Source organism: Streptomyces sp. NPDC001604 (assembly GCF_042893475.1).
Taxonomy (GTDB): Bacteria; Actinomycetota; Actinomycetes; order Streptomycetales; family Streptomycetaceae; genus Streptomyces.
On the sequence record NZ_JBIAUY010000002.1, the window covers coordinates 371,314 to 394,275 of the forward strand.

General features: G+C 71.3%; 23 protein-coding genes and 4 pseudogenes. 16 read left to right on the forward strand and 11 right to left on the reverse strand.

Annotation, left to right across the window (positions count from 1 at the left end; genetic code table 11):
- The first annotated feature begins 33 nt into the window (after positions 1 to 33).
- Both ACFY1E_RS06860 and ACFY1E_RS06865 read left to right on the forward strand, forming a co-directional pair.
- The gene (locus ACFY1E_RS06860; RefSeq protein WP_389072323.1) at positions 34 to 819 is read left to right on the forward strand and encodes a GAF and ANTAR domain-containing protein; all 786 of its coding nucleotides are present in this window, start codon (positions 34 to 36) and stop codon (positions 817 to 819) included.
- The gene (locus ACFY1E_RS06865; protein ID WP_389072325.1) at positions 816 to 1,583 is read left to right on the forward strand and encodes a GAF domain-containing protein; all 768 of its coding nucleotides are present in this window, start codon (positions 816 to 818) and stop codon (positions 1,581 to 1,583) included. The genes ACFY1E_RS06860 and ACFY1E_RS06865 overlap by 4 nt, the downstream gene beginning before the upstream one ends.
- 6 nt (positions 1,584 to 1,589) lie before the next feature.
- Here the strand turns inward: ACFY1E_RS06865 and ACFY1E_RS06870 are convergent, their stop codons facing one another.
- Genes ACFY1E_RS06870 through ACFY1E_RS06880 form a run of 3 tightly spaced genes read right to left on the reverse strand, consistent with a single transcriptional unit; the run spans position 1,590 to position 3,521 of the window.
- Complete coding sequence (locus ACFY1E_RS06870) at positions 1,590 to 2,057, reverse strand: DUF5994 family protein (RefSeq protein ID WP_389072327.1); 468 nt, start codon at positions 2,055 to 2,057, stop codon at positions 1,590 to 1,592.
- Entirely contained in the window at positions 2,027 to 2,464 is a 438-nt protein-coding gene (locus ACFY1E_RS06875; protein WP_389072330.1) for a DUF5994 family protein, read from the reverse strand. The genes ACFY1E_RS06870 and ACFY1E_RS06875 overlap by 31 nt, the downstream gene beginning before the upstream one ends.
- A 46-nt stretch (positions 2,465 to 2,510) precedes the next feature.
- A complete protein-coding gene (locus tag ACFY1E_RS06880; protein WP_389072332.1) occupies positions 2,511 to 3,521 on the reverse strand; it encodes an acyl-CoA desaturase in 1,011 nt (336 codons plus the stop codon).
- An 824-nt stretch (positions 3,522 to 4,345) separates the two neighbouring features.
- On the opposite strand from ACFY1E_RS06880, the gene ACFY1E_RS06885 reads away from it, so the two are divergent.
- The 5 genes from ACFY1E_RS06885 (at position 4,346) to ACFY1E_RS06905 (ending at position 8,771) form a co-directional block, all read left to right on the forward strand.
- Complete coding sequence (locus ACFY1E_RS06885; RefSeq protein WP_389072335.1) at positions 4,346 to 4,879, forward strand: DUF5994 family protein; 534 nt, start codon at positions 4,346 to 4,348, stop codon at positions 4,877 to 4,879.
- Positions 4,880 to 5,018: 139 nt separating this feature from the next.
- A complete protein-coding gene (locus tag ACFY1E_RS06890; protein WP_389072337.1) occupies positions 5,019 to 5,435 on the forward strand; it encodes an ATP-binding protein in 417 nt (138 codons plus the stop codon).
- A 454-nt stretch (positions 5,436 to 5,889) separates the two neighbouring features.
- Positions 5,890 to 6,894 carry an STAS domain-containing protein gene (locus tag ACFY1E_RS06895; protein WP_389072340.1) on the forward strand — a complete coding sequence of 335 codons (1,005 nt, stop codon included), beginning with the start codon at positions 5,890 to 5,892 and terminating at the stop codon, positions 6,892 to 6,894.
- 104 nt (positions 6,895 to 6,998) lie between these two features.
- Positions 6,999 to 7,499, forward strand: coding sequence for a DUF5994 family protein (locus tag ACFY1E_RS06900; RefSeq protein ID WP_389072342.1), 501 nt, complete (start codon positions 6,999 to 7,001; stop codon positions 7,497 to 7,499).
- A gap of 78 nt (positions 7,500 to 7,577) precedes the next feature.
- Positions 7,578 to 8,771 (forward strand): PP2C family protein-serine/threonine phosphatase, encoded by a 1,194-nt coding sequence (locus ACFY1E_RS06905; protein ID WP_389072345.1) that lies wholly within the window; start codon positions 7,578 to 7,580, stop codon positions 8,769 to 8,771.
- A gap of 24 nt (positions 8,772 to 8,795) precedes the next feature.
- Here ACFY1E_RS06905 and ACFY1E_RS06910 read toward each other — a convergent pair whose 3' ends face one another.
- Positions 8,796 to 9,278, reverse strand: coding sequence for a DUF5994 family protein (locus ACFY1E_RS06910; RefSeq protein ID WP_389072347.1), 483 nt, complete (start codon positions 9,276 to 9,278; stop codon positions 8,796 to 8,798).
- Positions 9,279 to 10,057: 779 nt separating this feature from the next.
- On the opposite strand from ACFY1E_RS06910, the gene ACFY1E_RS06915 reads away from it, so the two are divergent.
- Together ACFY1E_RS06915 and ACFY1E_RS06920 are read left to right on the forward strand one after the other, a co-directional pair.
- Complete coding sequence (locus ACFY1E_RS06915) at positions 10,058 to 10,795, forward strand: GAF and ANTAR domain-containing protein (RefSeq protein ID WP_389072350.1); 738 nt, start codon at positions 10,058 to 10,060, stop codon at positions 10,793 to 10,795.
- A 1-nt stretch (position 10,796) separates the two neighbouring features.
- A complete protein-coding gene (locus ACFY1E_RS06920) occupies positions 10,797 to 11,549 on the forward strand; it encodes a GAF and ANTAR domain-containing protein (protein WP_389072352.1) in 753 nt (250 codons plus the stop codon).
- 142 nt (positions 11,550 to 11,691) lie between these two features.
- Here the strand turns inward: ACFY1E_RS06920 and ACFY1E_RS06925 are convergent.
- Positions 11,692 to 11,778 (reverse strand): annotated as a pseudogene (locus ACFY1E_RS06925) (YdcF family protein); the annotation flags it as partial.
- Between the two features lie 57 nt (positions 11,779 to 11,835).
- Here ACFY1E_RS06925 and ACFY1E_RS06930 point away from each other — a divergent pair.
- Positions 11,836 to 12,399: an HNH endonuclease gene (locus ACFY1E_RS06930; RefSeq protein WP_389072355.1), complete on the forward strand. Its 564-nt coding sequence runs from the start codon at positions 11,836 to 11,838 to the stop codon at positions 12,397 to 12,399.
- Between the two features lie 199 nt (positions 12,400 to 12,598).
- Here ACFY1E_RS06930 and ACFY1E_RS06935 read toward each other — a convergent pair.
- A pseudogene (locus tag ACFY1E_RS06935) lies at positions 12,599 to 13,000 on the reverse strand (site-specific integrase); the annotation flags it as partial.
- 331 nt (positions 13,001 to 13,331) lie between these two features.
- Here ACFY1E_RS06935 and ACFY1E_RS06940 point away from each other — a divergent pair.
- On the forward strand, positions 13,332 to 14,792 hold the full coding sequence (locus ACFY1E_RS06940; protein WP_389072357.1) for an aldehyde dehydrogenase family protein: 1,461 nt from the start codon (positions 13,332 to 13,334) through the stop codon (positions 14,790 to 14,792).
- Between the two features lie 216 nt (positions 14,793 to 15,008).
- On the opposite strand, the pseudogene ACFY1E_RS06945 reads toward ACFY1E_RS06940, so the two are convergent.
- Positions 15,009 to 15,116, reverse strand: a pseudogene (locus ACFY1E_RS06945) (endo-1,4-beta-xylanase); the annotation flags it as partial.
- A gap of 207 nt (positions 15,117 to 15,323) precedes the next feature.
- Here ACFY1E_RS06945 and ACFY1E_RS06950 point away from each other — a divergent pair.
- On the forward strand, positions 15,324 to 17,969 hold the full coding sequence (locus ACFY1E_RS06950) for an RICIN domain-containing protein (RefSeq protein WP_389072359.1): 2,646 nt from the start codon (positions 15,324 to 15,326) through the stop codon (positions 17,967 to 17,969).
- Between the two features lie 468 nt (positions 17,970 to 18,437).
- Here the strand turns inward: ACFY1E_RS06950 and ACFY1E_RS06955 are convergent.
- Positions 18,438 to 18,659 (reverse strand): annotated as a pseudogene (locus tag ACFY1E_RS06955) (flavoprotein); the annotation flags it as partial.
- A gap of 496 nt (positions 18,660 to 19,155) precedes the next feature.
- On the reverse strand, positions 19,156 to 19,641 hold the full coding sequence (locus ACFY1E_RS06960) for a DUF5994 family protein (protein WP_389072362.1): 486 nt from the start codon (positions 19,639 to 19,641) through the stop codon (positions 19,156 to 19,158).
- A gap of 175 nt (positions 19,642 to 19,816) precedes the next feature.
- On the opposite strand from ACFY1E_RS06960, the gene ACFY1E_RS06965 reads away from it, so the two are divergent.
- Together ACFY1E_RS06965 and ACFY1E_RS06970 are read left to right on the forward strand one after the other, a co-directional pair.
- The gene (locus ACFY1E_RS06965; protein WP_389073348.1) at positions 19,817 to 20,071 is read left to right on the forward strand and encodes a hypothetical protein; all 255 of its coding nucleotides are present in this window, start codon (positions 19,817 to 19,819) and stop codon (positions 20,069 to 20,071) included.
- A gap of 193 nt (positions 20,072 to 20,264) precedes the next feature.
- Positions 20,265 to 20,753, forward strand: coding sequence for a DUF5994 family protein (locus tag ACFY1E_RS06970; RefSeq protein ID WP_389072364.1), 489 nt, complete (start codon positions 20,265 to 20,267; stop codon positions 20,751 to 20,753).
- A gap of 74 nt (positions 20,754 to 20,827) precedes the next feature.
- Here the strand turns inward: ACFY1E_RS06970 and ACFY1E_RS06975 are convergent, their stop codons facing one another.
- Both ACFY1E_RS06975 and ACFY1E_RS06980 read right to left on the reverse strand, forming a co-directional pair.
- Positions 20,828 to 21,226, reverse strand: coding sequence for a DUF5994 family protein (locus tag ACFY1E_RS06975; RefSeq protein ID WP_389072367.1), 399 nt, complete (start codon positions 21,224 to 21,226; stop codon positions 20,828 to 20,830).
- A complete protein-coding gene (locus ACFY1E_RS06980) occupies positions 21,223 to 21,555 on the reverse strand; it encodes a hypothetical protein (RefSeq protein ID WP_389072370.1) in 333 nt (110 codons plus the stop codon). The genes ACFY1E_RS06975 and ACFY1E_RS06980 overlap by 4 nt, the downstream gene beginning before the upstream one ends.
- A 396-nt stretch (positions 21,556 to 21,951) precedes the next feature.
- Here ACFY1E_RS06980 and ACFY1E_RS06985 point away from each other — a divergent pair, with 396 nt between their 5' ends.
- A complete protein-coding gene (locus ACFY1E_RS06985) occupies positions 21,952 to 22,296 on the forward strand; it encodes a hypothetical protein (protein WP_351473573.1) in 345 nt (114 codons plus the stop codon).
- A 474-nt stretch (positions 22,297 to 22,770) separates the two neighbouring features.
- Positions 22,771 to 22,914: a hypothetical protein gene (locus tag ACFY1E_RS06990; protein ID WP_389072372.1), complete on the forward strand. Its 144-nt coding sequence runs from the start codon at positions 22,771 to 22,773 to the stop codon at positions 22,912 to 22,914.
- The last annotated feature ends 48 nt before the right edge of the window (positions 22,915 to 22,962 follow it).

Here is a 22,962-nt window from a genome sequence, read left to right on the forward strand (position 1 = left end):
CCGCGCGGTGCCCCGCGGCACGGAGCCCCGCCCGTGGCAGAATCGGGCACCGTGATCAGCGACGGCATGGCCGAGGTGCTGCGCCGACTGCACCTGGACGCGCCCGGTGATCCGGCGGCGGCCTGGGCGCGGGTCCTCGGCGCCGAGGGCGTCGCGCTGACCCTGCTCGTCGGCGCCGAGCGGACGCCGGAGCCACTGTGGTGTCACCCCGAGCTGAGCGCGCGGTTCGAGGAGCTCCAGTTCACGCTGGGCGAGGGCCCGGCACCGGACGCGGTCCGCACCGGCTCGCCCGTCCTGGAGCCGGACCTGGACCGCGTTCGCCCCGAGCGCTGGCCCGCGCTGCTGTCCGCCGCGGAGGAGCTGGGGGTCCACGGTGTCTGTTGTTTCCCGCTCGGCATCGGCGCCATCCGGGTCGGCGTACTGACCGTGCTGTGCGACGGGGACCGGCGGATGGGCGAGCAGCAGTACGCGGACGCCGGCGCCCTGGCGGCGGCGCTGACCGGCGCGTTCCTGGGCGGGGACCTGCGCCGGGGCGGGGACGGTTCGCCGCTCGGAATTCCGGAGCCACCGTCGGTGCTGCACCGCCCGGCCGTGCACCAGGCCACGGGAATGATCAGCGTCCAGCTCGATGTGTCCATGCAGGAAGCGCTCCTGCGCCTGCGGGCCCACGCCTACGGCAGCGAACGCCCCCTCGGGGAGGTGGCCGAGGACGTGGTCGCCCGCAGGCTCCGTTTCCGCAACGACCCCACCGACGACTTCACCGACGATTTCGACGACGATGGAAGCGGGCCGAATTCGCCCGACGGAGGAAAGGGATGATCGGCATGGCCCGCGAACGACGTCTGGCCGAGATCTTCGTGGAGGTCGCCGACTCCCTCGTCGACGACTTCGACGTCATCGACCTGCTGCAACGGCTGTCCACACGCTGCGTCGAGCTGCTCGACGTGTCGGCCGCCGGCATCCTGCTCGCCGACGCGCACGGCGAACTGCAGATCATCGCCGCCTCGGACGAACACACCCGGCTGCTGGAGCTGTTCGCGCTCCAGCAGGACCAGGGCCCGTGCGTGGAGTGCTACCGCACCGGCAACGCCCGCACCAACATCGACCTGACGCGCCCGGAGACGACCGTGCCCTGGCCGCGCTTCGCGGCCCGCGCCCGCGAGACCGGGTACGTGGCCACCCACGCCATACCGCTGCGCCTGCGCAGCAGGATCGTCGGCGCGCTCAACCTCTTCCAGACCACACCGCAACGCCTCGGCGACGACGACATCGCGCTCGCCCGCGCCCTCGCCGACGTGGCCACCATCGCGATCCTGCAGCAGCGCACACTGGAGCAGTCGCACGTCGAGAACAGCCAGCTGGAGACCGCGCTGAGCAGCCGCATCCTGATCGAACAGGTCAAGGGCGTGCTGGCGGAACGCTGGAACACCTCCGTCGACGACGCCTTCGCCGCGTTCCGGTCGTACGCCCGCGCCCGTCACCTGCGTCTGTCGGAGTTCGCCACGCAGATCATCTCGGGCGGCTTCGACACCGCGGACATCCCGCCACCGGCACCGGACCGTTCCGTGGACCGCGGCGGCTGACCTCTCTCACGTCCCGGTGTCGATGAGGATCTGTGCGGCCTGGGTGACGTTGTCGGCGCGTACCGCTTCGGCCATCGCGGCGCGTGCCGCCTCGGGCGTCGCGTGCGGCGGGACCACGAGGAGGGAGAAGTGGTCCTGATCGCCCCGGGTGACCAGGACGGTGTCGTCGCCGACCGGGAAGGAGTCGATGCGGACCACACGGTCGCCGACGACCAGCCGCGTCGGCAGCGCGTCCCACGCGGTGGCGTCCAGGCCGACCCGTGTGACGGGACCCAGGAGCTCGGTCAACGCCGTGACCAGGGCGGGGAGTTCGGCCGCGATGTCACGGGAGCGCGGCCACCACGCCCCGTCGAGAACGCCCCGCCGGTCATCCGTCGTCTCCAGCCGCACGACGGCCGTACCGGGCTTCACGGCCCGGTGGACGGCGTCCGGCGGGAGCGGGGTCACCCGCGGGGAACCGGGTCCGGTACCCATGGCGAACCTCCCTCGATGTCGGCCACCGCGGCCGCCATGAGCGGTTCCGCGGCCTCTGCGGTCGTGTCCGGGGGCACGACCAGCAGGTCCCAGCGCCCCCGGCCGGGGGCAAGCAGGACGACGGTGGGCGGGGCGGACGCGGCCAGGGTCCTGTGCAGTCGTACGACCTGGTTGGACACGAACATCCGGCCGGCCGTCACGGGCCAGGCCGCCCCGTTGACGGTGACGCTGGCGACATGACCCCACTCCCGTGGCAACCCGGCGAGCAGGCGCGGGAGTTCGACGAGGAGGTCGTAGGAGCGCGGCCACCACGCCCCGTCGATGGCCCGGGGCAGATCGCTGTGGGGTGCCAGGCGCAGGCGCAGGACAGGGTGGGAGGGAAGCGGGGGTTGCAGTGCGGTGGTCATGGGCCGGGCTCCTGTCGACTGGCCGTGCGCGAGTGGGTGGTTGACGTCAGGCGCGACGGGCCGCGACCCGCTCCGGCGTCGGCCAGCGCACGTCGTGCACCCAGCCGAGGCGTTCGAGGAGGCGGATGACGGCGGCGGACGGGTCGAGCTGACCGCGGTCGACGCCGTGCCGGGCGCTGGTGGGGTCGGCGTGGTGGAGGTTGTGCCAGCTCTCGCCGAAGGAGAGCAGGGCGAGCGGCCACAGGTTGGTGGCCCGGTCGTGGCGCCTGGTGCGGAAGGGACGCTCACCGATCAGGTGGCAGAGGGAGTTGACGCTCCAGGTGACGTGGTGGAGCAGGGCGATGCGGACCAGTCCCGCCCACAGCAGGGCGGTCACGCCGTACAGCCGGCTGCCGCCGATCGCCCAGCCCAGCCCGAACGGCAGCGCGAGCGTGAGGACACACAGCAGCGGGAAGGCGCGGGAGACGGCCCGGATGTCGCGGTCGGCCAGCAGGTCGGGGGCGTAACGCTCCGGAGGCGTACGGTCGTTGCGGAACAGCCAGCCGACATGGGCATGCAGCAGCCCGCGCAACTGGCCGCGCAGATGCGTGCCGTAGCGGTACGGCGAGTGCGGGTCGCCGGGCCGGTCGGTGAAGGCGTGGTGGCGGCGGTGGGTGGCGACCCAGCCGATGACGTCGCCCTGGAAGCTCATCGAACCGGCCACCGCGAGCGCGATGCGCACGGGACGGGCGGCACGGTAGCCGCCGTGGGTGAGTCCGCGGTGGAAGCCGACCGTGACGCCGAGGCCCGTGATCGTGTAGAGGACGGCGGCGAGCACGATGTCGGCCGGGTGGATCAGGCTGCCCCACAGCAGCCGGCCGGCCAGGCCGAGGGCCACGAACGGCAGGACGACGATCACCGCGGTCACAGCCACGTACAGCCGCTCCCCGCCGTCGCGCGCGGGCAACGGGCCGTCCGAGGGGAAGGGGGAGGTGCCGTCGTAGGTCTGCGGCGGCGGGACGGTGTCCGGCGGGGGTGCCGGGACAGACGTGACAGGCGTGGTGGGACTGAGTGACATGGGACGGGGCTCCTGCCCTCGATGAGGCCGCTCTGACGGAAGTGCGGCCGGGGTCACGGGCTGCCCATGGGGCGGGTGGTGTGCTGGAGACGACCTGTCGGATCGGCACGACACACCCTCGTTCTGCCCACCGTACTCCTCGTGCGGGGGAACGCCCGGACACCGCTGGTCAGCACCCTCCGGCAGGTACCTCCGGGCCGGCGGCGCCTTGACGCCCACCAACCGTCGCCGAACGGTGACCGGCAGCACGACGCCGGACGACTGCACACGCGCAGGGTCCGCCGGCGCAGACGCCTTCCGACGGCCGCCGTCGGGCGTCCGATCCCCGACGACGGCCGCCCTGGGCTCCCCGCGCGGCCGATTCCCCCCGGTCTCGGTGCGCTTTCGGGAGCCGTGTGCCCCACATCGGACCGTGCCACGGCGAGCGGAAGATCACCGTGCCGGTCACGCGACGAGGGGAAGCAGGGCGAGGCGAGCAAAGGAGCCGACCGGGCGGGCAACGAGAGCCGACTGCTCTGTGGGAGCTGCGAATCGGTCCTTGCCCGGGTTCTCGGGGCACTGGCAGCCGAGGGGCTGCCGAACGTCGTGCGTTCCGAACGAAATCCTGTGCGCGGCGGAATCGTGCAAGCCTATGCGGACTCTCCCCGGGTGGGAACCCATGACGACCCTTGAGAATCCGTCGGTCGGCCCGCCTGTCGACGCACCGGGGCGGAGTAGCGTGGAGCGAACCGGGAGTTTCCCGTGCGCCGGCCCCCGTCGGCGTCGTTCTCGGCGCACCACGACACCGGCCCGTCGCCCGGCGGCCCGGAGACAGGGACCGCGACATGAACGCGCCCACCGGTCGACGCGCCTCGCCCGACCGCAAGCGCTCCTCCCGGAAGCGCCCCTCCTCACTTCGTCCCACCCGGCTCACCCTGCGCCCGCCGACCTTTCCGCCCGGCCCCGTGAGCGGCGCCTGGTGGCCCCGTTCCGACGACCTTCCCGCCGAACTGCCCGCTCTCATCGAGGCGTTCGACACATCGTGGGGGCGTGTGACGCGCATGGCCGCGCACCGCAGTGCCTGGCCGCAGGCGCCGTGCGAGCTGCCCGTCGCCGGTCACACGGTGCGGGCCACGTGGTACACGTCCGGGTTCGACCCGCACGCCATCCGGCTCTTCTCCTACGGCGTCGGACGCCGGGACCTGCTGATCGTCCCGCCCGGGACCGGGGCGGCCACGGCCGGGCGACTGATGACGGCCGCGGCCGATCCCGCGCTTCACCTCACGGCGAGCGCGCTCCTGGAGGATGCGGGAGGAAGTCCTCTCCGGCAGAAGACACGTGACGATCGCGCTGCAGCGCCGCCGCGCCGCGACCGGTGAGTCGCTCGCCCGCTTCCGGTTGGCGATCAGCCCCGCGGGGCATCAGGAGGGGACAGGCCCGGCCGGGCAGGACATGCCGCGGCCCGGCGAGTGGCCACGGCCATGGCGGTCGGTGGCCCAGGAGGGGAAGTGATCCGCCATGCGTGCGCATCGGCGTACCCATCGGCGTTCCGTACGAGTCGAGTACCTCCTGCCCGGCGAGGCCGAATCGGCGGGCAGGGCACGGAAGTTGACCTCGCAGTTCCTCGCCCGGCCCGACCGCCGGGCGGCAGGGCTCGACGCCGAGCACATCGGCGACGCGACCCTCATCGTCTCCGAACTGGTCACCAACGCCACGCGACACGGCGGCACCTGCCGCCTGCGCCTGCACGCGTTCGACACGCAGGTGACCGTCGAGGTCTACGACGACAGCCCCGGCCGGCCCCGTGTGCGACCGCTGACGACCTGGGGCGAGAGCGGGCGCGGCCTCGCCATGGTGCGGTGCGTGGCACAGCGCCTCGACATCGATCCGGTCAGCGGGGGCGGCAACAGAGTGCGCGCGGTCCTGGCCCTGTGACGGCCCGGGCGTCGCTCCCAGGCCAGGCGTAGCCTGAACGTACCCCGAGTTTCCGGCGCTGCTTCGTCTTCAGGGCCCTGCGTGAGCGGAAACGCGCCTACCTGTGGCGGCTTTGTGTGAGACCGCCCTCACCGGATACCCGGGCGGCGTGAGGTTCGGCAGTGTGCCTCACGAGTGGGCCGTCTGCCCCGGATGTCTTCATGAGTGCCCGGCAGGCGGTGCGCTCGTTCCGTGGACCCGTCCGCTGCTGCGGGTCGAGGTGGCCGGCGGCGTACGGTGGAGATACCGAGGGCATCACGCACTCCGGCCGTCCTGCCGGGTCGTCCTCGGCGAGAGACCAACCCCGGGTCGTCCGAGCGGCGGTGCGGAGACAGGTCGGCGTCATGGCCGCCGCGATCACAGCAACTCCGTACCTTCCCTTGGTCGTTGTGCTTCCCTGCCGAAGGGCGGGGTGATGGACGTGCAGCGCCTGGACATCCACCGGCGTGACCGGGGGGAGCGGGCCCTCGTCACCCTTGTCGGCGACATCTGGCCGGCCACGGCGCCCCTGCTGCGGGCCGCGCTGGAGCAGTGCCTGCGCGACGGCATGACCGCCATCGACGTGGATCTGACCACGGTCGGCTCGTGTGACGCCAAGGGGTTGGACGTCTTCCTGACGGCGTCACGGCATGCCGGCCGCGTACACGCCTGTCTGCACCTGCACCATCCGTGCGCGCAGATCACCAAGCTCCTCGCCGCCACCGGTTCCGCGCCCCTGCTCCTACCGTCCCCGGCACATCCTGTGCCGCCGGCCCTGCTCCGCGGTCTGCCGGACACGATCGCGGCGGTTCCGCCGGCGCCCGGGAGACTGCCCCCCGGTGACTGCGCCCATGCGTCGGTCGTCGCGGGCGCGATCCGCCTGCGCAGACTTACCCGTCGGCAGGCGGAAGACATGCGAGAGGACATGGCCGACCTGTCCGTGGCGTCTGTGGCGGGCTCCTCCGGAAAGGCGTACCGGGCACGGAGCGACTTCCTGCGGCGGCTTGCCGTCAGCGCCCGACGGCCTGGCTTCGCGCTGCTCCTCGCCGAGACGACGGTGCTGGTGGGATGCGTCTTCGGATTCCCGGTGAGCCCCGTGGGCCCGTCCGAGCGGGGGTTGCAGGAAAGCATCCAACGGCTCACCGGCTGTGCCCGGTTCCTGCTCCTCACCCAGGTCGTGACGCACCGGCACCCGCAGCACCGCGACATCGGCCGCCGTCTGCAACAGCGTCTGCTGGCCGATGAGCGCACCGAGCTCGGAGTGGCCCTGCTGAGTCCGGCCGACCGGGCCGGGCAAGCCGCCTACGACTCGTGGGGCTGGCGGAACCTCGGGGAGATGGTCGGGCTGCCCGGTCGGGGTGCTCCTTGCGTGTTGACCCTGTTCCGGGGAAGCGGACCGTCGCTTCCGGCGCCTCGGGCCGCCCGTCCGGGCCGGGCGTAGCCTTGGTGGCACCGAGAGCATGTCGGGCGCACGATCACGACAGCGCCGTTCCCGGCGAGTGACGGAACGAGGGTGGCTGCCAGCCGCCCGGACGGGATCGCACGATGGACTCCCTCACACCGCCGGCCGGAGGCGCGCCACCGCGTGACGCCCACACGTACACGATGCCGCTGGCGCGGCTGAGGCTCACGCCGGAGGCCAGCCACGGCCCGCTGGACGGAGCGTGGTGGCCGCGTTGCGACGCCCTGGAACTGGAGCTGCCCGCGCTCGTGGGCTCGCTCGACCCCGGCCGTGGCACGGTCACCCGCGTCACGGTGGGCGCTGCGGCCTGGCCCGACGCGCCGCTGACCGTGTCGGCGCCCGACCACGTGATCGAGGTCGCCCTGAGCGACGCCACCGCCGAGGAGCATGCCATCACCCTGGACTGCGGCACCGTGGGGCGCTGGGAGCTGCTGGTCGTCCCGCCCGACGAGCCGGCCAGAACCGCCGAGCGCCTGCTGACCGCCGCCGCCGATCCGCGGAACCCGCTGTCGGCTCAGCGCACACTGGCACGTGTCGAGGACGGCTTCGGCCAGGAGGGCGCCGGGGAACCGCACGCCCCATGATGAAGCGATGAGACGTGCAGCTCTTTCACCGACCCGACCCCGCCGCCCGCGTCCATGTGGATCACGGCGGGTGAGCGGATGACGGCCGCACCGGGCACGGACCGCTCCGAGAGCTTCGGGGAAGCCCTCCTGGGGGCGGTTCTCGACCGGGCGCACGAGCTCCCGCCCCACCTCATCGGCCCGCTGGTCGCCGACGTGGTGGAGCGGCTGGGGGGCCGCCGTCCGCAGGTGCTGCTCCAGGACTACGGCCAGTTGCTGCTCGTACCTCTGCGCGGTGAGGGCCTCGCGGGCGGGGATGCACAGGACATCGATGCCTCCGCCGCGGGCCGGTGCTTTCTCGATGGCCGGCCCGTCGAGGTGCCCGAGGACGACGGTGTACGGATCCACCTGCCGCTGTTGGACGGCGGAGACCAGGTGGGCGTCATGTCCGTGACGCTGGACCGGGTCGATGACGACGACCGAAGGCTGCTGGCCAGGCTCTCCGGCCTGGTCGCCGACCTGCTGGTGACCAAGCACGGCTACTCCGACCTGTTCTTCTCAACCCGCCGTGGAGAACCGATGAGCGTCGCCGCCGAGATCCAGTGGTCCCTGCTGCCGCCTCTGGCCATGATCATGCCGCGGGTCGCCGTGGCCGGAATACTGGAGCCCGCCTACGACGTGGCGGGAGACAGCTTCGACTACGCCCTCAACGGCGACGTCCTCCACGTGGCCATGATCGACGCGATGGGGCACGGCCTGGGTGCGGCCACCATGGCCACCGTGGCCATCGGCGCCTACCGTCACGCCCGCCGCCTCGGCACCGGCCTGTCGGAGATCTACGCCGCCATGGACGCAGCCGTGGCACACCAGTTCGGCCCGGACCACTTCGTCACCGCCCAGATGCTGCGGCTGGACACGACCACGGGGCGGGTGCACTTGGTCAATGCGGGCCACCCGCCACCGATACTCGTACGCGATCACCGCGTCGTGCGTCGGCTGCTCGCCCCCACGACCCTTCCGGTCGGCCTGGGCGGACCGGCGCCGGAGGTGACCGAGCTGGGATTGGAGCGCGGAGACCGCGTCCTCTGCTTCACCGACGGGCTGATCGAGGAGCACACGGCTGGTGAGGAACAGTTCGGGGAGGACCAGCTGATCGACTGGGTGAACCGGCTGGAGAGAACGGGCCGCGGGGTGCGGGCGGTGGCGCGCTCCCTGTCGCACACCCTCAAGCGGGCGCGGGGCGGACAGACGACGGACGACGCGACGCTGCTCCTGGTGGAGTGGCGCGGCTGACCGCACCAGCGGCCACGACGAAGGTCAGCCGGACGGCCTCTCACCGCTTCCCGTGTCGATGAGGATCTGCCCCGCCTCGCTGACGTTGCCGGCCAGGGCAGCCTGTGCCATCGCCGCGCGGGCGGCCTCGGGAGGCGTGTCCGGTGGGACCACCAGCAGCGAGAAGAGGTCACCCTCGCCCCGGGTGATCAGGACCGTGTCGTCACTCACCGGGAAGGAGTCCACGTGTACCACGTGGTCACCGACGACGATCCGTGTCGGGAGCCCCTCCCAGGCCGTGGCATCCAGCCCGACGCGGATCACAGGCCCCAGGTGCTCGGTGAGGGCGCTCAGCAGCGTGGGCAGCTCGGCACCGATGTCACGCGACCGTGGCCACCACGCCCCGTCGAGGATGCCTTCGCGCGATGCCGTCGTCTCCAGCCGGAGCAGTGCACTCCCTGGCCGCACGGCATGGTGCACACCACTCGGCAGCTCCCCGGAACCAGGGGATGCGTCGGAGTCGGCCATCGTGGACCACCCGTTCGGGATCCGATGCGAGCAGAATTCACCTCGCCCCGACCACGCTACTCCGGGTACGGCGTGAGACCCGCGGCGTGTGCGCTCAGGCGGTCGACCGGCCGATTTGCCGGACGGCCCCGGGGGGCCGGCTTTGCGCCGCAGTTTGGGGGTGCCGTTCCGAGGGGTGTCCATCAGGATCACATCCCAGATCGCGGGGTCTCCGGCCCCGCTTGCCGGTGCCGGTACGGAATTGCCGGGCAAGGTTGATGTTCCGGCTCTGGCAGGGTTCCTCCAACGCCATGTCCCCCAGGGCGAACTGCGCGCGGGCGACCTGCGCGATCAGTTGACACCGAAGCCCCCACGGGTCGCCGCAAGCGCCCTCCACGACTGTCTCCGCGGGGGCTCTCAGGTGTCACTCGACGGTTGGACGTAGCGGGAGTACGCCGAAGAACGGCGCTCGGAACCATTGCCTGGACTTGGCTGGGCCGGGCAGTCGGCTGTGGGCGACGTAGGCCATCGACTTCGCCGATATGAATGCGGCGAAGGCTTTGATACGGACGCGGTAATACGCTGGGCTGCGTACCGTGAGTTGCCCGGGCCGTGGATCCGGTCGTGAGGGGCGGCTCGGACGGTGGACAGGAAACGAGGCGAGATTCGGAGCGTTCCGTCAGCGGGCATGACACGGCTGCCATCAGCCGAACCCTTCAAACGGTGGCCTCTTCGGGTGTGTCTGTACCCCGGCATCTGCTCGCCGTGCGTCCCGGGAGGCGACGGAACGGATCTTTGTGATGTCTGCCGTGCCCCACGATGTTCTGCTGGCCCGGGCCGTGCTCGATCTGGGCTCGCGCACGGACGGTTTCGATGTCCTGGAAATGCTGCACGATCTGACGGCGTATGCGATGAGGTTCGCGGGCGTGTACGCGGCCGGTGTCACCGTCCTCGACGGGACCGGCCGGGTCGACTACCTGACCGCTTCCGACGAGGCGTGCGGGCGTCTGGAGGAGGCTCAGCTCGACCTGGGTGAGGGCCCCTGCGTGGACAGCGCGCGCACCGGAAGCATGCTCGAACCGGTCTCGCTGCACCCGGGCGGCCCCGGATCGCAGCGCTGGCCCGGCTTCACCCCTTGGGCGGCGGCCGCGGGTTTCACCAGTGTCGCCGCCGTACCACTGCGCGTCGCCCAGCACACACCGGGTGCCCTGAACCTGCTGCATGGCGGGCCACGCCCGATCACACCTGACGGTCTGCAGCGGGCGCAGGTGCTGGCCGATGCCGCCGGGGCCTGTCTGCACCACCGCCAGGGCCTGATCTCCAGGGACGAGACCATCGCCCAGCTGGAGACCGCCTTGCAGTCGCGCATCGTGATCGAGCAGGCGAAGGGCGTGCTGGCCGCCCGGCTCGGGATCGACGTGCACGACGCCTTCGGACGGCTGCGCGGGCACGCCCGCTGCCGACGGCAGAAACTCACCGACCTGGCCCACCAGGTCGTGCGGGGGGACATCCCGGCCGAACTCACTATCATCCAGTGACGTGCCTCGCGACACGGAGGACACCGGATCCCGGAGTGTCCCGCGACCCGACGACGCCCTGACCGATCTACTGGCCCGTGCGCGCGCCGCGGTCCGCGCCGGAGAGGGACCGTCGCGAGCACTGCCGTCTGGCAGCGCTCGCCTGTTCGGGCTGCACGCCTTCACCCTGAACGCCGTCACCCGGGACGGCCGGCCCGAACTGCTGTGGGCAGACCCGCCGCAGGGTCTGGGTATCGATCTCGACACCCTGCAGTACACCCTCGGCGACGGCCCCACCCTCCAGGCCGCCCGGGAGGGCCGGACGGTGACCGAACCGGATCTGCACGCTGCGCACCCGGCCCGCTGGCCGCTGTTCCTGCCGGCCGCCGCCCGCACCCCGGCCCGCACGATCGTGGCGCTGCCCCTGCAGATCGGGGCCACCACCGCAGGGGTCCTCACCGGCCACCGCACCACCCCCGGCCCGCTCACCCCGGCCTGCCTCGACGCCCTGCACGGGCTGGCACAGATCCTGCTGCTTGTACTGGTCACCCAATTCTGCGATCCGACCGGCGGCACCGCACCGGGCGCCGACCTGCGGCTCTACCGTGCCGAAGTCCACCAGGCCACCGGCTACCTCGCCGCCGCACTCGACATCCCGATCGACCAGGCCCTGCTGCGGCTGCGCGCACACGCCGCCGCCCACGGCCAGTTGCTGCACGACCTGGCCCGCTCCTTCCTCACCCGCCGCCTGTCCCCCGACGCTCTGCACCGGTGAGGAGCTGCCGAGGTCGTGTCCATCCTCCTCGGCCGGGTCCCCCTTCCCAACGGCAGCCCGGCTCGGTGACCAAAACCGGCGACCGCGAGCCGCACTCCCCGGCACCAACGAAGCGGAGCTCCACACTCTGGACCGCACCCAGGTAGAGGACGACGGCCGTGGTGGCGACGCCCAGGTCGGGGCTGCCCAGGCCGATGGCCGCCGAGCAGAGCCGCCGCTCGTGGCCCATCCGGTGGTCTGAGGAAATCCCAAGTGCCGGACGTACCTGTTCCCCGATGATCTCGACGTGGATTTCGCTGAACTCGCCCACATCATCCCGGCCTCCCCCGTCGGCCCGCGCGCAGTACCTCTGTCGGAGGTCTCCGCCGAGGCCCGCGCGCATCACCGAAATCTGATCTTGCTGTGCGCCAACTGCCACACGACGATCGACAAAGCTCCGGACCCCTACCCCGCCGACATTCTGTACGGCTGGAAGCAGGAGCGAGTCAACGAAATCCAGGTCGCGGTCGCCACACCGGTATGTGAGACCCGTGCCGAAGCGCGGGCCCGGATCCAACGCCCGTTGGATGACAACGCCCTGATCCATGCCAGGTACGGGCCGGTAGGCGACCCGTACCAGCAGGGAGACCCGGTCCTCTGGCTCCGGCATGCGCGGCCGTCGGCCTTGCAGCGTCATGGGCCTCCTCGTCAGGGGCTTCCTCCAGGCTCGTCAGGGGCTTCCTCCAGGCTCTGTGCACGCGCAAAGGCGTTCCCGACTGGACGTCTGGCCGGGCCCAACTCAACACCGTGCCCGTCCGAGCAGGCACTCTTCCCACGGTCTGCGCACCCCGTGCCCATAGCGTGCCCGTAAGAGCGGACAGCCACGGTCAACAGCGGTGTGATCCGACCCGCAGGACCGTCCAGGCGAAAGCCATCTGCGCACGTCAGAGCCATACAGCCGCCCAAGGCGCCGTCGCTTCCCAAGCTGAGAGCGCGAGTTCGATTCTCGTCACCCGCTCCATGATTAAGGCCCAGGTCAGAGACCCGGGCCTTTTTGCTGTCCGCTGTGATCAGTGGTCGCGTGCCAGATTCGTGCCAGATGCTTGATCGTCGGAGTCGGGGATCTGCGGTTCTGGCACGGCAGCAGCTTCCTGGCGTGCCTTGCGTACGGTCGCGTCGAGACCGGCTGCAACTTCCTGCTGTCGGTCGTCATCGGAGTGCTGATAGATCAGCGCCGCTTTCTCGGAGGACTGGCCGGCGCGGACCATCGTGTCCTTGAGAGTCGCGCCCGAGCGGGTCGAGAGCGTGTGTCCGGTGTGGCGAAGGTCGTAGAAGCGGAAGAAGCCCTGCGGCATGCCGACGGCCATGCGGGCCTTGCGCCACTTCCGGCCGAACGTGCTCCGGCGGAATGGAGCGCCCTTCTCGCCGAGGAACACGAGACCATCGGGGCCCTTGCCCGCGTACAGCTCCAGGACTGTTTCGCAATGCGAGACTCCGGACACGTCGCCGGCACGTCCCCGAGCTCCCCTTCCGAGGCGAAGCCGGACCGCCCTGGACGGTCCGCGGCCGTCCACCTCCTCGAGGACACGTCGGCGAGCGTCCCGGCGGCGAGCCGGGAGAGGGTGGTTTGCATGGGCGGACCATAAGGGCCCCGCCGCTACCGGCGAACCCGCCGACCGTGTCGAGGCGGGCGCCTCCGAACTGACCGACCAGGCCGTGGCTCAACCGTCCTGACCAGGCCCGCCACGTATCACCACACAAGAACGCGTATCAACGGCGCTACGTAGCAAGGAGAACGACCCCATGGCCATCACCCGAGACCTGTACATCGCCGGCAAAGACGTGCCCGCCGCCTCCGGCCGGACCACCGACGACATCAACCCCTTCACCGGGGAGGTGTACGCCACCGTCGCCGCCGCCGGCCCCGAGGACGTCGTACGTGCCGTGGACGCGGCCGACGCAGCCTTCGAGGCGTGGGCCGCGCTGGCCCCCTTCGCCCGTCGGGCGATCTTCCTCAAGGCAGCCGACCTGCTGGACGGGCGCGGCGCACAGGTCGCCGACCTCATGGCGCAGGAGGCGGGCGGCACACGTCCATGGGCGTTCTTCAACGTGGGGCTGGCGGCGAACATCCTGCGTGAGGCGGCAGCCGGGGTCACCGCTCCGCGCGGTGAGGTGCTCAGCGCACAGGAGCAGGGCGCGCTGGGCCTGGCGGTACGCGAACCACTGGGCGTGGTCGCGGCGTTCGCGCCCTGGAACGCGCCGGTCGTCCTGGGCGTGCGCGCCGTGGCGGCGCCGCTGGCCGCGGGCAACACGGTCGTCGTCAAGGCGAGCGAGGACGCGCCGATCGCCTGTGGGCTGCTGGTCGCCGACGTGCTGCGGGAGGCCGGGCTGCCGGACGGCGTGCTCAACGTCATCACCAACGCCCGTGAGGACGCTGCCGAGATCGCCGAGACGCTGGTCGCCGACGAGCGGGTGCGGGCGGTGAACTTCACCGGCTCCACCGCTGTCGGGCGGATCGTCGGTGAGCTGGCGGCCCGTCACCTCAAGCCCGCCGTACTGGAGTTGGGCGGCAAGAACGCGGTGCTCGTCCTCGACGACGCGGACGTGGACTACGCCGTGGACGCCGTGACGTTCAGCGTGTTCATGAACGCCGGGCAGATCTGCATGTCCGGCGACCGGATCCTCGTCCACGAGTCCCTGGCGGAGGAGTTCACCCGGAAGTTCACCGCGAAGGCGGGTTCGCTGCCGGCCGGCGACCCCGGGGAGCCGTACACGGTCGTGGGCCCGTTGGTGAGTGCGCGAGCCGCCCGGCGGGTGGCCGACCTGGTCGCGGACGCCGTGGCCAAGGGCGCGAAGGTCCTGGTCGGCGGCGGTGAAGCGGACGGCGCGGTCCATCCGGCGACCGTCCTCACCGATGTCCCGAGGGACGCGGACCTCTACCACGCGGAGGCGTTCGGCCCGCTCTGCGTGATCGAGACCTTCACCGACGACGACACCGCGGTGGCCCTCGCCAACGACACCGACAACGGCCTGACCTGCGGCATCATCACGGAGAACGCCACGCACGGACTGACGGTGGCGCGCCGGATCCGTACGGGCATCGTGCACATCAACGACCAGTCGGTGGCCGACGAGCCGCAAGCCCCGTTCGGTGGAGCGAAGGCATCCGGGTATGGGCGCTTCGGCGGCCGGTGGGGGATCGAAGCGTTCTCCAACACCCGCTGGGTGACCATCGCCACGCAGCAAGCGCACTACCCCTTCTGAACCGGATCGAGCGCCGGGGCCCACTGGGCGATCAAGGGGTGATCGGCGAAGCCCGGACCACCGGACGGCCTGTCGGGCACGTCGCGACAGGGCTGGGAACACGCTGCCCACGCGCCTTGGGAGCATCGGCAAGTGAATCCGCTGCGTGACGGTTCTGCCGACTCGGGTGCACAGGGAGCATGCAGACAGTGACGCCGCATGCGCCCGATCAAGGCCGCGCCGGGAGTCGCTGTCGCGGATGCCCCACACCGTGATGCCCGTGCAGCGCGGGACGTTGAGGCAGTCCTGGACGGCGCTGATGTACGCGGTGGCGGACGCTTCGGCGCAGTGAGCCTTGGTCCGGCCCCGGTTACCCGTCAGTTGCCGCCGCGCGCACAAAAAGGTTGCCGTGATCAGGGAGGAAAACTCCCGTCAAGAAGTTCTCGGCTCGCGGCAACCCTTTGCGGCTCCTGCGACCACAAGGGAGTGGATCCGGCCAGCCCGGTGGCCGGCTCCCCCCTCGTGCACAGTCCGCAAGGAGAGCCTTTACCCATGAGCAACCCCACGAACGGCAGGCGCCGCGGGCGTCACCGCCGTCGCTGGACCGCCACCGCTGTGCTGGTCGGCGCGCCCGCCATCGTCGTGCCGTATCTCCTGTTCATGCAGGAGGACTCGCAGGCTGCGACGGTCGACGCCGGCGCCTACTACCGGCTGGTCTCCGTGCGCAGCGGCAAGGTGCTGGACGTCAACGGCTTCTCCACGGCCGACGGCACCCGTATCCAGCAGTGGACCGATCAGAACACCGCCAACCAGCAGTGGAAGCTGAAGTCCACCGGGGACGGCTACTACGAGCTGGTGAACCGCAACAGCGGCAAGGTGCTGGGCATAGCGGGCGGTTCGACCGCCCAGGCGGCCGCCGCCGAGCAGCAGACCGACGGCTCCGCCACCTCGCAGGAGTGGCGGATCAGCGATGTGAGCGGTTCCGACGCCGTCACCTTCACCTCCCGTAGGAGCGGCCAGGTCCTGGACGTTTCCGGAGGCTCCACGGCCGACGGCGCGGCAGTCATCCAGTATCCGGGCACGGGCGGCACCAACCAGCAGTGGAAGCTGGTGAAAATAGCCGAGACCCAGGCGTCCGGGACCGGCAGCGCGCAGACCACGGCCGCGGCCGGACCGTATGTGTGGAAGAACGCCCCGGTGGCGGGCGGCGGGTACGTCACCGGCCTGGTCTTCAACCAGAAGGAGAAGGGCCTGCTGTACGCGCGCACCGACATGGGTGGCGCGTACCGTTGGGACACCGGGGCCGAGCAGTGGATCCCGCTGACCGACCAGTTCGGCGAGAAGGACTGGAACCTGCTGGGCATCGAGTCGCTGGCCACCGACCCGGTCGACCCGGACCGGCTCTACCTCGCGGCCGGCACCTACACCAACGAGTGGGCCGGCAACGGGGCGCTCCTGCGCTCCACCGACCGCGGCCGCACCTTCCAGCGCACCGACCTGCCGTTCAAGCTGGGCGGCAACGAGGACGCCCGCGGGGCGGGCGAGCGCCTGGTGATCGACCCCGCGAACCACGACCACCTGCTGCTGGGCACCCGCAAGAACGGCCTGTGGCGCAGCACCGACACCGGTGAGACCTGGAGCCAGGTCTCCTCGTTCCCGGTCAAGGACGGCGCGAGCTTCGGCACCGGCATCTCCTTCGTGACGTACGGCCCGGCCGGCAGCAACACGATCTACGTCGGCGTCGCCGACAGGTCCACCAGCCTGTACCGGTCCACCGACGGCGGCAACTCCTGGCAGGCGGTCCCCGGGCAGCCCACCGGCCAGGTGCCGCAGCACGGCGTGCTCTCCGGTGACGGCTCGCTGTACGTGTCGTACTCCAACAACACCGGCCCGAACAACGTGTCGGGCGGTTCGGTGTGGAAGTACGCCGGCGGGGCGTGGAAGAACATCTCGCCGTCACAGGGCAACTACGGCTTCGGCGGTCTGGCCGTCGACCCGCAGAAGCCGTCCACGGTGATGGTCACCACGCTGGACCGCTGGTGGCCGCAGGACGAGGTCTACCGCAGCACCGACGGCGGTGCGACCTGGAAGACCCAGTCCGACAAGTCCGTGCGGAACGCCTCCATCGCCCCGTACCTCGGCACCGGCATCGGACACTGGATGACCGCGCTGAGCATCGACCCGTTCGACTCCGGGCACGTGCTGTACGGCACCGGCAACGGCATCTGGGCCAGCAACGACGCCAACGCGACCGACAACGGCGGCACCAGCCACTGGTTCATCGGAGCCCGTGGGCTGGAGGAGACGGCGTACTACGACGCGGTCTCCCCGCCCGGCGCCGCCGCCCTCATCACCTCGCTGGGCGACCAGGGCGGCTTCGTCTACGACGACCTGACGAAGGAGCCCACCGGGCGGCTGACCAACCCGGAGATGTACAACAGCACCTCCGTCGACTTCGCCCAGTCCAACCCCTCGCTGGTGGTCCGGGTCGGCCGGGGCGGCAAGCAGGACGGCGCCCTCTCCACCGACGGCGGCCACACCTGGAACGGCTTCACGGGCGAGCCGGTGCCCAGCGCGGACAGCGGCCACATCGCGATCGCGGCGGACGGCTCCACGTTCGTCTGGGCCGAGGCCGGCCAGGCCCCGTACCGCTCCACCGACCGGGGCGCGAGCTGGTCGAGGGTCAACGGTCTCGGCAACGATGCCGTGGTCGTCGCCGACCGGTCCTCGGCCAACACCTTCTACTCGCTGAACAACGGCACGCTCTACGCCAGCACCGACGGCGGCGCGACCTTCGGTGCCCGCGCATCCAACCTGCCGAGCGGCAAGCTCAGCGCCGTCCCCGGTGTCGCGGGTGACCTGTGGCTCTCCGGCGGCGGCAAGGGGCTGCTGCATTCCACCGACGGCGGCCGCAGCTTCACCACGCTCTCCTCGGTGCAGTCCGCCTCCGCCCTCGGCTTCGGCAAGGCCGCATCGGGCGCCTCCTACCAGGCCCTGTACCTGATCGGCACCGTCAAGGACGTCACCGGAGTGTTCCGCTCCACCGACAAGGGCGCCACCTGGCTCCGCGTCAACGACGACGCCCACCAGTGGGGCGGCATCGGCGGCATCGGCATCATCACCGGCGACCCCGACACCTTCGGCCGCGTCTACATCGGCACCAACGGACGCGGTCTCCAGTACGGCGACCCCTCCTGAGATCCCGACCTCCTAAGGGGGCCGCAGGCGCAACGGCCTGCGGCCCCACCGTGGTTGGCGGACCGCCCGTTGCCTCCACCACTCCGCCGGCGGCGCAGGTCAAGCTGTGATGGGTGAACGAGGCTTGGCAAGCCATACCGGGCGGGGGACGTCGAGAAGACCATACGGCCGGCGCATGTGCGGCATGTGCACGCAACCGATCGAGGATGGCGAGCCGTTCGAGCGGGCGGTGTACGCGAGCGAGGCAAGCGGCGGCAACCGCGGCTACGCCCACACCGGCGACTGCGCAATCGCGGGCTGCACGGCCGGTACATCCCGTTCGTGCGGCTCGACTCCACTGAAATCGCGCGACCCGTTCTCTGAGCACCGTGTGTCACACGCGACCAACGGCAGTCCCTGTCCGGTGCTACCCGCGACAGGCGTGAGCCCGCCGACCCGATTCCCTGGCACTACGCCAGGCGGCACGGCGCCGCCCGCAGTGACAGCTCGTGCCGCCAGCCCATGCGGTTTGCACGCTGTCTCGCGGAGGTGCTCCAGACTTCGGCGGTAGGCGGGGTGGGCGGCCTGGGCCGAGTTCCGGTACGGCAGGACAGCGGTCGGGATGCCCATGCCGTGCGCCTCGCACAGGATGCCCAGGGCGGGTGTGTCGCAGATGCCGGCGGCCCACTTGTTGACCGTGTTGAAGGTGGCGTGCTCCCGCGCCTCCGAGCCGACGGCGTGCCCATAGCGTGTCCATAAGACCGGTAAACCACGGTCAACAGCGGTGCGATCCTCCACCCTCGGACGCCGCGCCAGAGCACATAAGCCCAGGTCAGAAGCCATCTGGCTCCCCAAGCGCCGTCGCTTCCCAAGCTGAGAGCGCGAGTTCGATTCTCGTCACCCGCTCTTTTTGAAGCCCCAGGTCAACGGCCTGGGGCTTGTTTCATAGCGGAGCTGTTGCTGCGTTTTGGCGTGCTCCGGTACCCCGAGATCGGGCACGCAAAGGGCATACGCGCCTTGAGGAGGCGCCTCATCCACGTCTCAGTGTGGCGCTGACCTGTACTTTCACGTGGATGGGCCGGAGGCGAGCCCTCAGCCCGTGAGCGGTAGGCCGTCGGCAAGTGCCACGCTCAACACGTCGATGAGGTCGACGTCCAGCGCGCGGCAGCGGACGCGGACAGACATCCCGGCACCGGACCGACCGTCGTCACGTCCCCGGCTCCACCCGGCCGGTGCCGGTGTCGATGAGGATCTGTGCGGCCTGGGTGATGTTGTCGGCGCGTACCGCTTCGGCCATCGCGGCGCGTGCCGCCTCGGGCGCCGCATGCGGCGGGACCACGAGGAGAGAGAAGTGATCCGCCTCGCCCCTGGTGACGAGGACGGTGTCGTCGCCGACCGGGAAGGAGTCGATGTGGACGACGCGGTCGTCGACGATCAGTCGCGTCGGCAGTTCCTCCCAGGCGGTGGCGTCCAGGCCGATGCGGGTGACCGGCCCGAGATACTCGGTCAATGCGGTGATCAGGGCGGGCAGCTCGGCTGCGATGTCACGGGACCGCGGCCACCATGCCCCGTCCAGAACGCCCTGCCGTTCATGTGTCGTCTCCAGCCGTACGACGGCCGTCCCGGGCTTCGCCACCTGGTGGAGCGTGTCCGGCAGGAGCCTGGTCGCACGCGGGGAGTCGGAGTCGGGCATCACACTCACCTGTCTGTCCGCCGGCGGAAGCGCGGAGTGGATTCCTCGTTCCACGGTACTCCGCGGCTCACTGCGGCCGGGAAGGCCGCTGGTCACGCGCGTGAGCCGCGAGGCGCGCCGGAGTAGAGTCGAACATCCGGTCCGTTCATCCGTGCCCAGACACCCCGAGGTCGCCATGCAGCAGACCAGGCAAACCCCCTCGGAAGGGCACGCCGACGTACGTATCGTCGCGGCCTCACCCGAGGTCGCCCGTCGTGTCGCGGAAGTGCTCCGACGTTGCTTCGCGGCGACCGAGCAGCGCAGCTATCCCGCGGGCGCCGGGGGAGGAACGCGCCTCGAGCTCGTCGTGGACACGACGCGGGCGGCGGAGCCGGCGCGGTCCTGGCTGGAGACCAGCCGCTCCCCGGGAGCGGACAGCCGGCGCGAGTGAGGCGACGGCCGACGGCGGTCCGTTCGGCCTGTTCGAGGAGTAGCGTGAGGTCATCGGGAGCATTTCGCACACCGACCCCGATGCCGGTGTCGTTCCTGGTGAGCAACGACGCCGGACAACTGCCCACGCGCAGGGAGTCCGGAGACGGGTCCGCACGATGTCCGCGACCACCGGCCGTCCTCCGCTGAGCGCCATGCCCTTCAGGGCTCCGACCGCACGCCTCGCCCTCAGACCCGTGAGCCCTTCCCCGGAACACGTCGAGCTGGACGGCGCCTGGTGGCCCCACTCACGTGACCTGACACAGGAACTCGCCCCGCTGGCCGACGTACTGGACCCGCTGTGGGGCCGGATCACCCGGATCGCCTTCAATCCCCGCTACTGGCCCATCATTCCGCACAGAATCTTCGTCAACGGCCATGTGGTGAAGGTCGGCTGGTTCACCTCGGAGCTGGATCCGCACAAGATCCTGCTGCTGTCCGGCACGTCGGGCCCCCGGAACCTGCTGGTGGTTCCGCCCGAGACCGCCGACGCGGCTGCCGCCCGGCTGATGGCTGCCGCGAGCGCCGGCACGGGCCCGCGCTGGACCGCGTCCGCCCTCATGACGGCGGAACAGCCCGACGGCACAGCATCGTCGTACGACACCGGCGCCGGCCCGGCGGACCGGCCGGCGGCGGGCATGTGACGGCCTGCTCCCCGCCCTGGCCTTCAGTGCCCCGGCGGCCAGGTGAGCGGCCCGGCAGCCGGTCACCGGCCGGGTCAGCCCTGACCGTCCGCGGCGGCCGACATGAGCGGTTCCGCGGCCTCCTCGGTCGTGTCCGGCGGCACCACGAGCAGGTCCCAGCGCCCCCGGCCGGGGGCGAGCAGGACGACGGTGCGCGGGGCGGATGCCGCCGGTGTCCTGCGCAGCCGTACGACCTGGTTGGAGACGAGCATCCGGCCGGGCACCGCGGACCAGGTCGCCCCGCTGACCGTGACGCTGGTGATGTGGCCCCACGCGTGCGGCAACCCGGCGAGCAGCAATGGAAGTTCGGCGAGGAGGTCGTACGAACGAGGCCACCACGCGCCGTCGATGGCCCGAGGCAGATCCCTGTGCGGGGCCAGACGCAGGCGCAGGGCGGGCTGGGAGGGAAGCGGGGGCTGCAGTGCGGTGGTCATGACGGCTCCTGCCAACTGCCTTGCACGATGGGATGGTTGACGCCGGGCACGACAGGCCGCGGCCCGAACCTGCGTCGGCCGGCGCGCGTCATGCAGCCGCCGAGGCGTTCGAGGAGTCGTATGACTGCGGCCGACGGGGCGAGCAGACCGCGGTCGGCGCCGTGCCGGGCGCTGGTGGGGTTGGCGTGGTGGAGGGGGTGCGGGCTCTCACCGAAGGAGAGCGGGCCCGGCGGCCACAGGCTGGTGGCCCGGTCGTGGTGACTGATGCGAAAGGGGCGCTCACCGATCATGCGGCTGCCCGTGATCGTTTTGATCGGGCAGGGGACCACGGCGAGCAGGATGTCGACGGTGTGGGTGAGGGCTCCTTGACCTCGGCGGAGGCCGCTGGGACGGAGGTGCGGCCGGGGTCACGGGCTGCCCGTGGTTGGATGGGTGGCGTACTGGAGACGACCTGTCGGATGGGCACGACGCACCCTCTTTCTCCCCACCACCGTACTCCCCGTGCCGGGAAGCCCTCGCAGACCGCTGGTCAGGCCCCCGGGCGCGGTGCGCTCGGGCCGGTGCCGCGTTGACACGGATCGTCGCCGGACGTTGACTGACGGGACGGCGCAGAGCCGTGATGGCAGGGCCGTTCGGGCTTCAGGCAGCCTGAAGCAGGCCGCCGAAAAGGCCAAAGGCGTCTTCGGGCGACGGCCCCCATCACCACGGGAACGGTGGATACGACGATGTACGACCAGACACGCGCCCAACAACCCGCCGACCGGCCCCCGGGCCTCGCCGGGCGCCGCGCCCCGGGCGTGGAACCGCTGCTCCCGACCGACGAACGGGACAGGATCGTCCGGCGCCTCGGACACGCCGTGAACACCTTCGCGGACGCTCCGGGCGAGGCCCTGGAGGAGGCCGAGAACGCCTTCGACGAAGCCACGGAGGCGCTGGTGAACGCCCTTACGGAACGTCGGCGCGCCCTGCGCGCGGGCTGGCAGGACCGGGATCCCGAGACGCAGTCCGCCGAACTCCGGCTCGCGCTGCGGGAGTACCGGGAGATCACCGGGCGGCTGCTGCGCGCCTGAACCGGGCGGATGCTGCGCGCGCGAACGGCCACAGGTCCGCCCGCGCAAGCGTCTTCCGACGGCCGCCGCCGGTCGTTAGATCCCCGGCGGCGGCCGTCTGGGACTCCCCGCGCGGCCGAATCCCCCTTCACGGGCGCGCGATCGGGAGCCGTGTGCCCCGCATCGGACCGCGCGACGGCATGCGGGAGGCACCGCGCCGGTCTCGCGACGAGGGGAAGCAGGACGTGGCGAGCACAGGAGCCGACCACAACGTGTGGCGAAAGCCGACTGCTCTGCAGAGGCTGAGACTCGATCCTTGCCCGGGGCTCGGGACACAGACAGCCAACGGGCTGCCGACCGTCGTGCGTTCCGACGAAACCTGTGCACGGCGGAATGCCGCAAGCCTAGGTGGACTCGCCCCGGGTGAGAACCCCTTGAGGGCCGTGGAGAATCCACCGGACGGGCCCGCAGGTCCACGCGCCGGGGCGGAGTGGCGTGGAACGGACCAGGAGTTGCCCGTACGCCGGCTCCCCGTCGGCGTCGCTCTCGGCGCACCACGACACCGGCCCGTCGCACGGCGGCGTCGAGTTCTACGACGGCAGCCCCGGCCGAGGTTCGGCCGCTGACGACGTGGGGTGAGAGCGGGCGCGGCCTCGCCATGGTGCGGTGCCTGGCACAGCACTTCGA

What these genes read in the sequence shown, in the direction of transcription:
- ACFY1E_RS06890 (WP_389072337.1), top strand. Translation starts at nt 5,019, where the DNA reads ATGCGTGCGCATCGGCGTACCCATCGGCGTTCCGTACGAGTCGAGTAC.
- ACFY1E_RS06915 (WP_389072350.1), top strand. Translation starts at nt 10,058, where the DNA reads ATGTCTGCCGTGCCCCACGATGTTCTGCTGGCCCGGGCCGTGCTCGAT.
- ACFY1E_RS06885 (WP_389072335.1), top strand. Translation starts at nt 4,346, where the DNA reads ATGAACGCGCCCACCGGTCGACGCGCCTCGCCCGACCGCAAGCGCTCC.
- ACFY1E_RS06975 (WP_389072367.1), bottom strand. Translation starts at nt 21,226, where the DNA reads ATGACCACCGCACTGCAGCCCCCGCTTCCCTCCCAGCCCGCCCTGCGC.
- ACFY1E_RS06960 (WP_389072362.1), bottom strand. Translation starts at nt 19,641, where the DNA reads ATGCCCGACTCCGACTCCCCGCGTGCGACCAGGCTCCTGCCGGACACG.
- ACFY1E_RS06940 (WP_389072357.1), top strand. Translation starts at nt 13,332, where the DNA reads ATGGCCATCACCCGAGACCTGTACATCGCCGGCAAAGACGTGCCCGCC.
- ACFY1E_RS06875 (WP_389072330.1), bottom strand. Translation starts at nt 2,464, where the DNA reads ATGACCACCGCACTGCAACCCCCGCTTCCCTCCCACCCTGTCCTGCGC.
- ACFY1E_RS06905 (WP_389072345.1), top strand. Translation starts at nt 7,578, where the DNA reads ATGACGGCCGCACCGGGCACGGACCGCTCCGAGAGCTTCGGGGAAGCC.
- ACFY1E_RS06895 (WP_389072340.1), top strand. Translation starts at nt 5,890, where the DNA reads ATGGACGTGCAGCGCCTGGACATCCACCGGCGTGACCGGGGGGAGCGG.
- ACFY1E_RS06965 (WP_389073348.1), top strand. Translation starts at nt 19,817, where the DNA reads ATGCAGCAGACCAGGCAAACCCCCTCGGAAGGGCACGCCGACGTACGT.
- ACFY1E_RS06870 (WP_389072327.1), bottom strand. Translation starts at nt 2,057, where the DNA reads ATGGGTACCGGACCCGGTTCCCCGCGGGTGACCCCGCTCCCGCCGGAC.
- ACFY1E_RS06950 (WP_389072359.1), top strand. Translation starts at nt 15,324, where the DNA reads ATGAGCAACCCCACGAACGGCAGGCGCCGCGGGCGTCACCGCCGTCGC.
- ACFY1E_RS06880 (WP_389072332.1), bottom strand. Translation starts at nt 3,521, where the DNA reads ATGTCACTCAGTCCCACCACGCCTGTCACGTCTGTCCCGGCACCCCCG.
- ACFY1E_RS06970 (WP_389072364.1), top strand. Translation starts at nt 20,265, where the DNA reads ATGCCCTTCAGGGCTCCGACCGCACGCCTCGCCCTCAGACCCGTGAGC.
- ACFY1E_RS06865 (WP_389072325.1), top strand. Translation starts at nt 816, where the DNA reads ATGATCGGCATGGCCCGCGAACGACGTCTGGCCGAGATCTTCGTGGAG.
- ACFY1E_RS06910 (WP_389072347.1), bottom strand. Translation starts at nt 9,278, where the DNA reads ATGGCCGACTCCGACGCATCCCCTGGTTCCGGGGAGCTGCCGAGTGGT.
- ACFY1E_RS06900 (WP_389072342.1), top strand. Translation starts at nt 6,999, where the DNA reads ATGGACTCCCTCACACCGCCGGCCGGAGGCGCGCCACCGCGTGACGCC.
- ACFY1E_RS06985 (WP_351473573.1), top strand. Translation starts at nt 21,952, where the DNA reads ATGTACGACCAGACACGCGCCCAACAACCCGCCGACCGGCCCCCGGGC.